Below are 14,257 nucleotides of genomic sequence, written 5' to 3'. Positions count from 1 at the left end.
ACAGTCGAGAATAAGCTTCGACAAGCAACAGCCTGTTTCTCAAGTTACGCACTGGATGCAACGCAATGCCGACAATCACGTAACAAGCAGACTCCATGTCTGGAGCGTCCGTATTTCTCCAGCAGTATGGCAGAGCACTCCACTGTTTAGGCCCACATTGCGAAAAATCAAGGAAAGTCCATGAAAATCAAAAACATGGTTCAGAACTTGACCTTCAAGATGCTGCTCTCCGGTGGTGTGACTTTTTTCATTTGCGCCGGGCTCTGGGCCACGTTTAATGTGGTTTATCTCCAGGAATTCATCCTGCGCAGCATTAAATCAGACATCATTACCCTTTCGGACACCGTCCTGCTCGGACTTGATTGCGCCACGCTTCACGACTTCGAGGAGGACATCAAGCAGATCATCGCCTTCAGTCCACACAAGAACATCAAGGCCATCCGCCTTTTGGACAAGAAAGGCCGGATCGCCTACTCCAGCAAATCGGAGGAAGTCGGCACGGTCATGGCCAACTCCGCTGAATCCTGCCGAAAGTGCCATGATCAAAATCCACCGCCGACAACCCTGAGCCAGGAGGATCGCAGCCGCGTCCTCCAGTCCAAAGACGCCATCATCGTCGGCACGGTCACGCCCATTCCCAACAGGGAAGGCTGCTACGACCAGTCCTGCCACGCCCATTCCAAGGACGAACAATTGCTCGGCATCCTGGACATGGAAGTGAGCACGGAAATCAAAGGCACGGTCCTGCGGGAGTTCGAGCAGGCCAACATGCTGATTTCATTTTTGGTCTTTCTGGCCACTTTTCTGGTTTTATTCCTGAATTACCACATTTTGATCTTCAAGCCCATCCGCCGATTAATCCAGGCGACCAAGGACATCTGCGCCGGTGGGAACTACTCGGACATCTCCATCCGCCAAGCGGACGAAATCGGCGTGCTGGCGGAATCCTACAACGACATGTGCCGCAAGGTGGCGGAAAAAGAGACGCTCCTGGTGGCCCAACGTGAGGAGTATCGCAATCTGTTCCAGAATGTCCCCTGCCTGCTCAGCGTCGTGGACCGGAATTATAATGTCATCCGCCACAACACCAAGTATGAAGATCACTTCGGTGGCAATATCCAAGGCCGGCGCTGCTACGAAATCAACAAAGGGTTGACGGAGCGCTGTCCGGTCTGTCCCGTGGAAAAAACATTTTTATACGACTCTCCGCATGTCAGTGAGGAATTCGGCCTCTCCAAGGAAGGAAAAACCATCCACTGGATTGTTTACACGGCTCCTGTCAAAGACACCGAAGGCAACACCGTCGCGGCCATGGAAATGATGCTGGACATCACCGCGCGCAAGGAACTTGAGTTCAAACTCGCTGCTTCTGAGCTGTTCTATCATTCAATTTTTGAAGCTATTCCGAGTGCGTTGTTTGTCCTCAACACAGCGAACCTATCCATAATGAACTGCAACGACGCTGTCCTTAGAATGTACGGATACAAGCCAGAAGAATTACTGAACAAACCCTTCACATCGCTATTCAAGGAGGATGAACGGGAATATTGGACACGGAATCTGCGAACCACCCATGAAATCAACCAGACGTCCCAGATCACCAAGGACGGCCGAAGCATCTTCGTCTCCATGCGCATTTCCTTGTCGACGTTTGAGACCTACGAAGTATTGATCGTCTCGTGCAGCGACATCACGAAGCGCCTGGAGGCGGAACAACAATTCATCCATGCCAGCAAGATGACCACCTTGGGTGAAATGGCCACGGGGGTGGCCCATGAACTCAACCAGCCGTTGACGATCCTGAAATCCATCAGTGGATTTCTGGCCAGAAAGGTCGGCAAGGGACACTACATTGACTCTGAGATGCTGGAGGAAATCTCCCAAAGCATTAGCACGCATGTGGACCGGGCGGGGAAAATCATCTCCCACATGCGTGAATTTGGCCGAAAGTCCGAACTCAAGACCATGCCCGTCCAGATCAACGACGTCATCAGACGCGGCTTTGAGTTCTTCAGTCAGCAACTCAACGTCCGCAACATTTCCGTGGAGTGGCGCCTCCAAGAGGACCTTCCTCTGATCATTGCCGAACCGAATCGCCTGGAACAGGTGATCATCAACCTGCTGATCAACGCCCGGGATGCCATTGAAGAACGCTGGAACGGAAAGGAAGTCAAGAATGGCGAGAAAACCATCACCATCGAGACCGAATCTTCGGGTGCCTTCGTGACCACCAGGATATGCGACACCGGATTCGGAGTGCCGTCGAACATGAGTGAAAAAATTTTCGAGCCGTTTTTCACCACCAAGGACGTGGGCAAGGGCACGGGCCTGGGACTTTCCATATCTTACGGAATTATCCAGGATTACAACGGAACCATTACCGCCGAAAACCGGGAAACCAGTGGAGCCTGCTTCACAATCACCTTTCCGGTGGCTGATGAGAAAAACTGTCTGTGGATGGACGACCGGTGCGTCTGCTCACGGGCGGACTTCGATGGACGGGAAACAAATCAAAAAGAGGACAAGCCCGAAGAACGCAACAAGGAGGACCATGCCTGAAAACGCCGCGAAACGAGCAACAAGAGGGCGACAGCGTGACACGGCCCTCACCGAACTTGGGAAACGTGCACCGTTCAGGAGAGGAAGGTGAACGTCATCAACAACAAAAAACAACCGTAACAACGGAGGAATGCATGCGAAGCAGAGTTCTTTTCGTCTGTTGCCTTGCCCTGTGCGTCTTCATTGCCGGGACCATCGTCGCCCAGGAAGATCGCTATTTCATCGAAAGCAAGGCCTTTGAAAACCGGCAGCGCACCGGAGTGGAGTTCAACCATCTGCTGCACTATGAAATCATCGACTGTATGGACTGCCATCACGATTACGTCGATGTCAAAGGAAAAAAGGAAAACGTCTGGGACATGTTTTCCGGAAAAAACTACTGCTCCGATTGTCATACGGTGAGTGGTGAGGACGAGACGGGCATGGGCCTGATGCAGGCCTTTCACGAGCAGTGCATCGGCTGTCACCAGGAGTATCTCCGCCAAGGAAAAAACACCGGGTACATCATGTGTGGGGAATGTCACGTCAGGCCATAAACATGGCTCATGACGGCACGGTCCGACGGCATTCCGCCGCATGGCGGTGACGCCGGAACAGTTCCCAAACTTCAGCAGTCCAACAGCAACAAAGTGAGGAGTGATTATGCAAGATGCTGCATCGTCCTGGGATTGGCAGCCGGGTGAGCGGGTCATTCTGGATTCGACCACCTGTGGGGTTGCGCACCAGTGGCAGGAGGAGCCGTATGTCGCTCCGGACGGCGAAAGCCTTGCCGCCGTCGTCCGACTGGAAGACGATATGTTTTCCATGTGCGTCAACGGAAAAATTTGGGAATCCAGTTTTGAGAAGCTGTGGAAACCTGTTTTCGGCCCAGATGGCCGTCTTGTGGCCATTGCCCAGCAGGACGGCGAATGGACTCTGGCCGTGGATGGGGAGCCCTGGGAGGAGTTCTACGCCTACCTCTGGCACCCCTGTTTTTCAGAGGACGGCTCGGTCATTGCCGCGGCCATCCAGAACGACGGCCAATACGGCATGAGCGTGGGCGGCGCGGCCTGGCCGAACCTGTTCGACAACGCCAACGACTACGCCATCAGCGCCAACGGGCAAAGCACGGCGGCAGTGGTCCAGACCGAGGCCATGGCTGCCGCGGACCTGGCCGCCTTTCGCCGCGGGGTCTACACCGTGGCCGTGAACGGTGAGGCCTGGGGAAAGTCGTTTATGAATGCCTGGACCCCGACCTTCGATTCCCAAGGCAACAAAGTAGCCGCCCAGATTCGCCTGACTCTCTATGAATACACCATTGCCGTGGACAACGCGGTCTGGGAACAAACCTACAACTGTGTCTGGGAGCCTCGCTTCAACCCGGCCACCGGCGCGGTGGTCGCCCCGGTGCGCATCGCCGGAGCCTGGGGCATGGCCCAGGACGGCAAGACCATCTGGGATCCGATCTTTTTCCAGTGTTGGCACCAGCAATTCAGCGCGGACGGCAAAACCCTGGCCGCCATCGTGGCTCCCTCCTTCGGTGAGTTCACCGTGGCCGTGAACGCCAAGCCCTGGTCCGCCACGTTTCCGGTCCTTATGGACCTGACCCTTTCCGCGGCCGGCAAACGCGCCGCGGTCCTGGCCAACAGCAGCAATGTCGACTGGCGGGTGGTGGTTGACGGCAGCCCCTGGGACGGAACCTACGACATGGCCTGGAAGCCGGTCTTCAGCGCCGACGGGACCCATGTCGCCGCCAAGGTGGAAAAGGCGGGCCGACATGCCGTGCTCGTGGACGGCAAGGCCTACAAACGGGATTTTGACCGCGTATGGCCCCCCGTCTTCAGCCCCGACGGCTCCAAGGTGCTTATCCGGGCCGTGGACAAGGGCGCGTTCGTGCGCATCGTCGCCACACTTTCGGACTTCTCGTCAAGGGGGTAGCCATATGTACGGCATATACAACTTCGTCACCGGACCCCTGGTTTGGGCGTCCTTCGCCATCTTCATCTTCGGGTCCATCTATCGCCTGGTTTCCATGTACACCCTGGCCAAAAAGAAGGACGCCGTCTCCCTGGCCTACATGGACTGGAAATTCTCTTTTCGATCCATTTTCAACTGGCTGATTCCCTTCAAGGCCTTGGGCTGGAAAATGAACCCGGTCCTGACAGTGGTCACGTACGTGTTCCACATCTGCCTGCTGGCTACGCCCATCCTGCTCTCGGCTCACATCATCATGATTGAGGAATCCTGGGGCGTCAGCTGGTGGAGTCTTTCCGACTCCACCGCGGACGTCATGACCATCCTGGTCATCGCCGCCTGCGCATTTTTCGCCGGTCGTCGCCTCTACCAGAAGGATGTCCGCTTTCTGACCACCGGCCAGGACTGGCTTATTCTGACCATCGCGGCACTCCCCTTCATTACCGGCTTTTTGGCCTATCACCAGCTCTTCAACTACCAAGTGCTGATCATTGCCCACGTTTTAGCCGGCAACATCATGATCGCCGCGATTCCGTTCACCCGCATCAGTCATATGCTCTTCGCCGTATTCACCCGCGCTTACATCGGCTCCGAGTTCGGCGGGATTCGCAAAGCCAAAGACTGGTAGGACCACAAGGAGAAACATATGGGCATTCAAGACAGACTGATCGAGGACGTGGGACTCCGCGAAGGGGTTTCCCGTCTGACCGAGGACAAAATCCAGAAAACCGTCAACGCGGTTTTTCAGGGAGAGACCGGGGCGCGGCTCAAGGCCTACGCAGAAATCTGCCTGCGCTGCGGGATGTGTACCGAGGCCTGCCACTTCTACCTCTCCCACGACAAGGACCCAACCTACGCTCCGGCGGCCAAGGTCAAACAGACCATCGGCACGCTACTGGCCAATGGAGGGCGGGTCAGCCCGGACCAGATCTATAACATGGCTCAGATCGCCTATTCGGAGTGCAACCTGTGTCGGCGTTGCGTCCATTTCTGTCCCGTGGGCATCGACACGGCCTACATGATGATCACCATGCGCCGCATCTGTCACAAGCTGGGGGTTACTCCGCAGTACATTCAGGACACGGCACACAGCCACTCCGCCACCTTCAACCAGATGTGGGTCAAGGACGATGAGTGGACCGACACCCTGCAGTGGCAGGAAGAAGAAGCCCGTGACGAATTCCCGGATTTGCGGATCCCCCTGGATAAGGAAGGCGCGGACGTCTACTACTCGGTCATCGCTCCGGAGCCGAAGTTCCGAACCCAGCTCATTTACCAGGCCGCGGCCATCCTGCACACGGCTAAGATCGACTGGACCATGCCCGCCGAGCCGGGCTGGGACAACTCGGACATGTGCATGTTCACCGGCGACTTTGAGATGATGGGTCGGCTGAAGCGTAAGCACTTCGAATCCGCCCAGAAGCTGAAGGTCAAGCGGATCGTCATGGGCGAATGTGGCCACGCCTTTCGCTCGATCTACGACGTGGGCAACCGCTGGGCCGGTTGGAAGCACTACCCCGTGCCCGTGGTCCACTCCGTGGAGTTTTTCTGGGAACTGCTGACCCAGGGCAAGATCAAGCTGGTCTCCAAATACCCCGGCCCGGTCACCCTCCAGGACCCCTGCAACATCGTCCGCGGCCGCGGTCTGGGCGATAAACTTCGGGAAGTGATCCGCATCCTGGTGGACGGCGAGATCGTGGAGACGGCCTCCAACCGGGAACACAACCTGTGTTGCTCCGCCGGCGGCGGGGTGATCAACTGCGGCCCGCCCTTCAAGAACGCCCGGGTCGCGGCCTGCAAAGCCAAGGCGGATCAGCTCCGAGCCACCGGCGTCAAGACCATCATCGCCCCTTGCCACAACTGCCACGGCGGCCTGGACGACACGGTGCACAAGTACGAGCTGGGCATGGAGATCAAGTTCCTGGGGGACATCATCTACCAGTGCATGGAACGCCCGGAGGCGTGAGGAGGCGTGATGGTTCATTGAAATCGTCGCACTGAGCGAGGTTCCAGACAAACCTTCACGAGCGGCCATAAACACGAAAGGCCCGGCAAGCAGATACTTGCCGGGCCTTTCGTGTTGACAAAATCTCTTCGGGAAAGCTTGTCTGCCAACCCAAGCCTACGAACCAACGCTTACTAGCTCGCGCGAGACTATCTTCAACTTATCGACGGCTTATTCAAAATTCGAAACATTTTCAGGACACTCCTTTTGTTTCGTAATCACCTTCGTCTATTTGATGGGCGCTCCCGAAGCATCCAGGACGTGGTTGATTTCAGCTTGCTTCAAAAAAACTGAACCGATTCGCCAAGCCCGCCTATTAAAGAGGCGCCGTTTCACCGGCTCGTACAGAGCAAGGCGGATCGATGGTCCAAAACTTGCTTTGCTCCGGCAATGGACCTGTTCTCTTTTGATCCCAGGATTTATCTCAGCTTTTTTCTGACGCTGTTCCGAATCAGTCTGATCGTCTTCATGCTGCCGTTCTTCGGCGGGGAGAACATCCCCCTGCCGGCCAAGGCGGCCTTGTGTCTGGTCCTGGCCCTGGGGCTGTGGCCGCACTTGGCCTTTTCCGCGGACTATTTCCCGGCCCACCCCATCATGATCGCCTTGATGATCCTGGGCGAACTGATCCTGGGGCTGGCTCTGGGGCTGATCGTCAGGGTGCTCTTCGCCGCCATCCAGACCGGCGGGCAGTTGGTCGGTTTTCAGATGGGCTTTGCCATGGTCAGTGTCGTGGACCCCAGTTCCGGGGTCAGCATGGCCGTGACCGCCCACTTCCTCTACATGACCTCCCTGCTCATTTTTCTGAGCCTCAACGGGCACCTGCATCTGCTCCACGCCCTGACCCACAGTTTCAGTCTGGTCCCTCCGGGCGGGCTGCTGCTCACACCGGACTTATCCGACCAGATGATCCGTTTTTCCAGCCAGATATTCATCCTGGCGGTCAAAATCGCCAGCCCGGTGATGGTGGCCCTGTTCCTGATCGACCTGGCCCTGGCCCTGGTGGCCAAGGCCGCGCCCCAGATGAACGTGATCTTCGTCGGCTTTCCCCTGAAAATCGCCGTGGGATTCTTGTTTCTTGGCACCATGTTCACGATCATGGGGCTCTACGTGCAGGACTTCATCCTGATGCTTGGCTCCATGTTCCAGGGCATTATGCTCAGCGGACGCTGAGCGATTACGGACACTAGCCTCATGCACGGGCAAGAATAGAAGGAGCTGGAGGCCGAACCATGCCCCAGAGCGATCCGAGTAGAACCGAAGAAGCCACCCCCAAACAACGCGACAAAGCGCGGGAAAAGGGCAATGTTCCCAAAAGCCAGGAGTTGCCCAAGGTCACGGTGCTGTTAGGTGGCTTTCTCGCCCTGCTGTTCATGATCCAGGTCATGGTCAACCAGATGCACGGGCTCTTCGTCTGGACGTTCAGCGACAACCTGCTCACCGAATTTACCCCGGAAACCGTCTATCTGCTCTTCCAGACGGTCTCCTGGCGTATCGCGGTGATGGTCCTGCCGGTAATGTTCACCTGCGCGCTGGTCGCGTTTCTGACCGTACGTCTACAAGTCGGCCACCTTTGGACCCTGAAAGTTTTCGAGCTGTCCAACTTATGGAAAAAACTGAACATCGTTGCCGGGCTTCAACGATTGTTCATCAGCACCCAGACCGTGGTCCGCCTGCTCCGCAGCCTGTTCATGGTCATTGTCGTGGGGTTCGCGGCTTACCTTGTACTAAGAATGGAAGCCCCGAATTTCATTCCCCTCTTCTACCAGGACGCGCTGACCGTAGCCAGCTACATGCTGATCACCGGCGCAAAAATGGTTGTGTACGCTCTGGTGCCCATGCTGATCATCGCCATCGCGGATTTGGTCTACACCCGCTGGGATTACGAGGAAAACCTGAAAATGACCAAGGACGAGGTCAAGGACGAACGGAAGCAGGCCGAAGGCGATCAAGCCATCAAGAACAAGCAGCGTCAAAAAATGATGGCCGTGATGCAAAAGCGGATGATGGAGAGCGTGCCCAAAGCCGACGTGGTCATCACCAACCCGACCCATTTGGCCATCGCCCTGCGCTACAATCCGCTGGAGGCCCCGTCGCCCATGGTCCTGGCCAAGGGGGCGGACTTCATGGCCGCGAAAATCCGAGACATCGCTCAGGAACACAACATCCCGATCCGGGAGAACAAGCCCCTGGCACAGGCCTTGTATAAAAGCGTTGATGTGGGCGAGGCGATTCCCGAGGAGCTGTTCCAGGCCGTGGCCTCCATCCTGGCCCAATTGCCAAAATTCCGTCGCAGGTAATCGAGTCCATGGCCAGCCGACAGGAAAAACGAACGTAACTCCATGAAACATCATCTGAAATAGTTTCTTCAGCCTAGCCAATACGAGCGTCAAATCCATGGCCCAAGCCGCGATAAATCTTACCAACATCGATTACTCCCGTTTCTCCGGATACGGGAACATCTTCCTGGCCGGGGGCGTGGTGACCATCCTGTTTGTGATGCTCATCCCGATGCCCACGATCATCCTGGATGCCATGCTCACCCTGAGCATTTCCCTGGGATTCGTGGTGCTGCTTTCGGCCATGTACATGCGCTCTCCCCTGGAATTTTCGATTTTCCCCTCCCTGCTCCTGGTTACCACGTTGCTCCGACTGGCCCTGAACGTGGCCTCCACCCGCCTGATTCTGCTCAACGGCGACCAGGGCCCCGGCGCAGCCGGCAAGGTCATTGAAGCCTTCGGCCAATTTGTGGTCGGCGGAAACTACGTCATCGGTGTAATTATCTTTCTGGTCATCTTTATTCTGAACAAAATGGTCATCACCACCGGTACCACGCGCATCGCCGAAGTCGCGGCCCGGTTCACCCTGGACGCCATGCCCGGTAAACAGATGGCCATCGAGGCGGATTTAAACGCCGGCCTGATCGACGAGAACGAGGCCAAGCGATCCCGGGAAAAAATTCGCAAGGAAGCGGATTTTTACGGGGCCATGGACGGCGCGGCCAAGTTTGTCTCCGGGGACGTCAAAGCCGGCATGATCATCACCGCCGTCAACATCGTCGGTGGTCTGTTCATCGGCGTCTTCCAGCACGGCATGGCCTGGGGCGACGCCGCGGCCACCTTTACTATCCTGACCATCGGCGACGGCCTGGTCGCCCAGATTCCTTCACTGATCATCTCCACCTCCGCCGGTATCATCGTCAGCCGGGCCGCCGCGGAAGCGGACATGGGCCAGGAGTTCATCGGCCAGTTGACCTTGCACTCCAAGGCCTTGCGCCTGGTCGCCGCGATCCTCCTGGTCCTGGGGCTGGTCCCGGGCATGCCGACGCTGATGTTCCTGCTTTTCGCGGGCATGACCTACGGCATCTCCGTTGTCGCCGGAAGAATCCAAGCCGAATCCGGTCAAGCCGCGGAAGAAGCGCAAAAAAAGCCAACCCCCAGCCTGGACACTCCGGAAGAAGTTCAGGCATTACTGCCCCTGGACGCTCTGGAGCTGGAAGTGGGCTACGGCTTGATCCCCCTGGTGGACGAGGACCAGAACGGCAACCTGTTGGCCCGCATCCGCTCCATCCGCCGCCAATTCGCCCTGGATATGGGCGTGATCATTCCCTCGCTGCATCTGCGCGACAACTTGCAGCTCAAGCCCGGCCAGTACGTGGTCATGATCAAGGGCAACCAAGTGGCGTCAGCGGAAATTCTCATCGACCACTTCCTGGCCATGGATCCCGGCGACGCCAAGCATCGCATCCAGGGCGTGGAAACCCGGGAACCGGCCTTCAACCTGCCGGCCCTGTGGATACCGGACAAACAAAAGGACGAGGCCATGCTCGCCGGCTACACCGTCGTGGACCCGTCCACGGTTATCGCCACCCACGTCACCGAGGTCTTCCGCCGCAACCTGCACGAGTTCCTGGGCCGTCAGGAAATTCAGTCCCTTTTGGACAACCTGGCCAAACGCGCTCCCAAGGCAGTGGAAGAACTGGTACCAGGGATCATGTCTCTGGGGACCGTGCAACGGGTGTTGCAGAACCTGGTCCGCGAGCAGGTTTCCATCCGGGACATGCTGACCATTGTGGAAACCCTGGCCGACTTCGGGCCATCCATCAAGGACCCGGACCTGCTCACGGAATACGTTCGCGGACGCATGGCCCGGACCATTGTCAAGCCCTACTTGGCCGGAGGAAACAATCTCGCGGTGATCATTCTGGACCAGGACTGGGAGCGCCTGCTTCAGGAAAACCTGCGCAAGGCCGAACAGGGAACCTACCTGAACATCGACCCCGGCAATGGCCAGAAGCTGATCCAGGGGCTCCAGTCGGCCATGGAAAAGGCCATGGTCGCCGAGGGCCAACCCGTAGTGCTGACCACGCCCAGCCTGCGTTCGCATCTCGCCCAGCTTATCACCCGCTTCATTCCCACGCTGCCCATCATTTCCCAGGCCGAAATTCCCGCGGGGATCAACCTTCAGTCCGCGGCAACGGTGAGGATGGCCAATGCAGGTTAAGACCTTTCGCGGACCGGACACCCGGACCGTGCTCAAGCAAATCCGCGCCGAACTTGGGCCGGACGCGGTCATTCTCAGCACCCAGAACGGAACGGAGAATGGTCGATCCTGCTGCGAAATCATGGCCGCCCTGGAGCCGCCGTCCGGAGGAAACCGGCTTGCAAATCCTGAGCATCCGGATATCGCGGCCCCTTTGGGGGGGACCTATCCGGGCTGGAAACAGATGCACCAGGAGTGGACCTGCCTCAAGGAGCACTTGTTCAGCGTCCTCAAGCCTCAGGCGGACTACAACCTCCTCTCTCCACGCCAGCGCCAAGCGCTGGAGTATCTGGAACGGGAGGAAGTCCTGCCCGAGGTGGCCATGCATCTGTGGCGGACGATGAAAAACGCGCCGGAGAAATCCATCCTGGAGGAACTGCGGTCCATTGTGGCCGTCAAACCTTGGACCGGGCGGCACTGGCCGGAAAAGCTGCACGCCTTCGTCGGCCCGCACGGTTCAGGCAAAACCTCGTCGCTGTTACGCTTGGCCCTGAACCTGCGCCGGGAATTTCCCAACCGCAGGATCGCCCTGGCCAACGCGGACCAGCATCATGGCAAGGGGCGTTTGTTGCTGCAACATTACGCGGAGTTGGGAGAATTTCCCTTTGTGGATCTGCGCTCGCCCGAAGATTGGCGACGCCTGCTTCGCGAAACCTACGACATGGTCTTCATCGACCTGCCCGGCCTGCCGGCGGGAAACCATCTTGACGCTTGGCTGATGGACAAGGAAATCTCCCTGAAGGGCAACTGCGCCGTACATTTGGTCCTCAGCCCTCATTACTCCAACACGATCCTCCAGCGGTTCATAGAAAAATTTCAGGTCCCGGCCTTGTCCAGCCTGATCTGGACCAAGCTGGACGAGGCGGAAAGCTACGGCTCTCTAGTGAACATCGGCTATTCCACCCGACTCCCCGTATCAGCCTTGTCCTACGGCACTTCGCTGAGTTCCAGCTTGGCCGCGGCGGATCACCAGAACCTCTGGAAACTGGTCTTCACCCACCGTCTGCCCACGCCCCTCGGGGGCGGGCCGGAAAGACCTTTGCACTGACGACGAACTTCACGTATTCGCGAGGAAACCATGACGCGCACGAACGAGCACAACCCCCTAGTTCTCTCCGTAACTTCCGGCAAAGGCGGAGTGGGCAAGACCAACCTCTCCGTGAACTTGGCCTACTCCCTCCAACGGATGGGCAAGCGAGTCCTGTTGATGGATGCGGATCTGGGGCTGGCCAACGTGGATATTCTGTTGGGCCTGGCCCCGGAATACAACATCTTCCACCTCGTTTACGATGAAAAGAAACTTGACCAGGTGCTGGTTCGGACGGAGTACGGCTTTTCCATTCTCCCGGCGTCCTCCGGCGTGCCGGAAATGCTCAAACTGTCCACGGGCCAAAAGCTGGAACTGATCGAGGCTTTGGAACCCTTGGGCCAGGAAACGGACATCCTGATTGTGGACACCGGAGCCGGGATCGGGGATAATGTCATGTACTTCAATCTGGCCGTACAGGAACGGATTCTGATTCTGACCCCGGAACCCACGGCCTTGACCGATGCCTATGCGACGATCAAGGTTCTGCACAACAAACACGGCGTACACAGATTCCGAGTGGTCGTGAACATGGCCGCTGACCCGAAACAGGCCAAGCAGACCTTCCAGCGACTGGCCGCGGCTTGCGACAAATTCCTGGACGGCGTTTCCTTGGACCTGATCGGTTCGCTGCCCCAGGACCCGGTCGTCAGGCAATCCGTTACCCGCCAGGTGCCGTTTTGCCACGAAGTTCCATCCTCGGCTGCGGCCCAGGCCGTGAGAAAAATCGCCGAAAATATTCTGGCCTGGCCGCAAACAGCCAAAACCGATGGCAATATCAAATTCTTCTGGAAAAAACTCCTCTTCAACACCTGACCACTGGCAATGCTTCGAAGACGGTCAGTTGGCGTGGAGCACCGCCGACCCCGCGGTCCGAGGAGCCATTGTCGCGCACTATGCCCCGAAGATAAAAATTATCGCCCTGCGCATGAAGGCCAAGCTCCCTCAGCATATCGAGCTGGGAGAACTGCTCAGCGCCGGCAGCCTCGGCCTGATAGAATCCCTGGAAAAATTCCAGGTGGGCATGGGAATCAAGTTCGAGACCTACGCTGAAAACAGAATCAAGGGGGCCATGCTGGATGAGCTCCGGCGCATGGACTGGTTCACCCGCGGGTTGCGCCAACGGGTCCGGCTCTTGGAAGAAAGCATGCGTAAGGTGGAACAACACTCCGGTCGCGTCCCCACCGCCGAAGAACTCCAAGCCATGACCGGCCTGAACGCCAAGGAAATCCAGGAAGGCCTGGAAGCTCTGCAAAATCAAGTCTGTATCAGCCTGGACGGCCTGGAGGACCATTTCCTTCGTTCCACGAGTACCACGAAAAACGACCCCTTCTCCCATACCCTGCACCAACAACTGATTGACAAACTTGCGGAACTTATCGATGGATTGACCTCTAGGGAGCAGATGGTCCTTTCCCTGTACTACGCCGACGAGTTGAACATGCGGGAGACGGCCCTGGTGATGAACATTACCGAGGGCCGGGTGTCCCAACTGCACTCCCAGGCCCTGGGCAAACTCCGGGATAAGTTCGCCAAGCTCCAAACATCCAGCCATCACCAAAAGAAAACAAGGAGACAAGCCTGATGAGTTACGACAAAAGCATGCGCGTTCTCGTCGTCGACGACTTCTCGACGATGCGGCGGATCATCAAGAACATTCTGCGTCAGTTGGGATTCACGAACATCGTCGAGGCCGACGATGGAACCACGGCCTGGGAGGTCTTGAACAAGGAACGGATCGACTTCGTGATTTCCGACTGGAACATGCCCAAAATGACAGGAATCGAACTGTTGCGCAAAGTCCGGGCCAGCGAGGAATACGCCGACGTCCCCTTTCTGATGGTCACCGCCGAGGGTCTTCAGGAGAACATCATAGAAGCGGTCCAGGCCAAAGTTTCCAACTATATCGTCAAACCGTTCACCCCGGAGACCCTCGGTCAGAAGATTGACAAGATTTTCGCATGACATCCCGTTTTCCATTTCCTTGACGGCCCACCGCGCTACGTGCTCCTCTTCGCTGATATGGCGCGTCCGAAAAGGGCGGATGGAACCCGGACGCGTTCCATTACGAACATGAATATCGAACCCGCGGCAACAACCTCGAATATCCGACG

General features: G+C 57.4%; 12 protein-coding genes. All 12 read left to right on the top strand.

The genetic code is table 11. From position 1 onward, the window contains the following. Positions 1-180: 180 nt before the first annotated feature. The 12 genes from GY33_RS0104610 to GY33_RS0104555 all read left to right on the top strand — a co-directional run bounded on the left by GY33_RS0104610 (position 181) and on the right by GY33_RS0104555 (position 14,108). Positions 181-2,559 (top strand): PAS domain S-box protein, encoded by a 2,379-nt coding sequence (locus tag GY33_RS0104610; protein ID WP_084184783.1) that lies wholly within the window; start codon positions 181-183, stop codon positions 2,557-2,559. A 134-nt stretch (positions 2,560-2,693) separates the two neighbouring features. After that, a complete protein-coding gene (locus GY33_RS19630) occupies positions 2,694-3,095 on the top strand; it encodes a cytochrome c3 family protein (RefSeq protein ID WP_051822287.1) in 402 nt (133 codons plus the stop codon). Positions 3,096-3,201: 106 nt separating this feature from the next. Further along, a complete protein-coding gene (gene tmcD, locus GY33_RS0104600; RefSeq protein ID WP_031386214.1) occupies positions 3,202-4,476 on the top strand; it encodes an electron transfer complex subunit TmcD in 1,275 nt (424 codons plus the stop codon). Between the two features lie 4 nt (positions 4,477-4,480). After that, positions 4,481-5,140: a TmcC family electron transfer complex membrane anchor subunit gene (tmcC, locus tag GY33_RS0104595; protein WP_031386213.1), complete on the top strand. Its 660-nt coding sequence runs from the start codon at positions 4,481-4,483 to the stop codon at positions 5,138-5,140. Positions 5,141-5,158: 18 nt separating this feature from the next. Further along, positions 5,159-6,478, top strand: coding sequence for an electron transfer complex ferredoxin TmcB (gene tmcB, locus GY33_RS0104590; protein ID WP_031386212.1), 1,320 nt, complete (start codon positions 5,159-5,161; stop codon positions 6,476-6,478). 429 nt (positions 6,479-6,907) lie between these two features. Continuing rightward, on the top strand, positions 6,908-7,687 hold the full coding sequence (gene fliR / locus GY33_RS0104585) for a flagellar biosynthetic protein FliR (RefSeq protein ID WP_031386211.1): 780 nt from the start codon (positions 6,908-6,910) through the stop codon (positions 7,685-7,687). Between the two features lie 59 nt (positions 7,688-7,746). After that, the gene (flhB, locus tag GY33_RS0104580) at positions 7,747-8,814 is read left to right on the top strand and encodes a flagellar biosynthesis protein FlhB (protein WP_031386210.1); all 1,068 of its coding nucleotides are present in this window, start codon (positions 7,747-7,749) and stop codon (positions 8,812-8,814) included. Between the two features lie 97 nt (positions 8,815-8,911). Further along, positions 8,912-11,017, top strand: a complete 2,106-nt coding sequence (flhA, locus tag GY33_RS0104575; protein ID WP_031386209.1) for a flagellar biosynthesis protein FlhA — start codon at positions 8,912-8,914, stop codon at positions 11,015-11,017. Next, positions 11,007-12,104, top strand: a complete 1,098-nt coding sequence (locus tag GY33_RS0104570) for a flagellar biosynthesis protein FlhF (protein ID WP_031386208.1) — start codon at positions 11,007-11,009, stop codon at positions 12,102-12,104. The genes flhA and GY33_RS0104570 overlap by 11 nt, the downstream gene beginning before the upstream one ends. Before the next feature lie 30 nt (positions 12,105-12,134). Then, positions 12,135-12,959 carry a MinD/ParA family protein gene (locus tag GY33_RS0104565; RefSeq protein ID WP_031386207.1) on the top strand — a complete coding sequence of 275 codons (825 nt, stop codon included), beginning with the start codon at positions 12,135-12,137 and terminating at the stop codon, positions 12,957-12,959. Continuing rightward, entirely contained in the window at positions 12,913-13,728 is an 816-nt protein-coding gene (locus GY33_RS0104560) for a FliA/WhiG family RNA polymerase sigma factor (RefSeq protein ID WP_051822286.1), read from the top strand. Before GY33_RS0104565 ends, GY33_RS0104560 begins: the two co-directional genes overlap by 47 nt. Then, positions 13,728-14,108 carry a chemotaxis response regulator CheY gene (locus GY33_RS0104555; protein WP_031386205.1) on the top strand — a complete coding sequence of 127 codons (381 nt, stop codon included), beginning with the start codon at positions 13,728-13,730 and terminating at the stop codon, positions 14,106-14,108. Before GY33_RS0104560 ends, GY33_RS0104555 begins: the two co-directional genes overlap by 1 nt. The last annotated feature ends 149 nt before the right edge of the window (positions 14,109-14,257 follow it).

Origin of the sequence: Desulfonatronum thiodismutans (genome assembly GCF_000717475.1) — a bacterium.
Classification (GTDB): Bacteria; Desulfobacterota; Desulfovibrionia; order Desulfovibrionales; family Desulfonatronaceae; genus Desulfonatronum; species Desulfonatronum thiodismutans.
The sequence above is the reverse complement of the archived record's forward strand: the minus strand, read 5'-3'. Positions and strand labels throughout refer to the sequence as shown.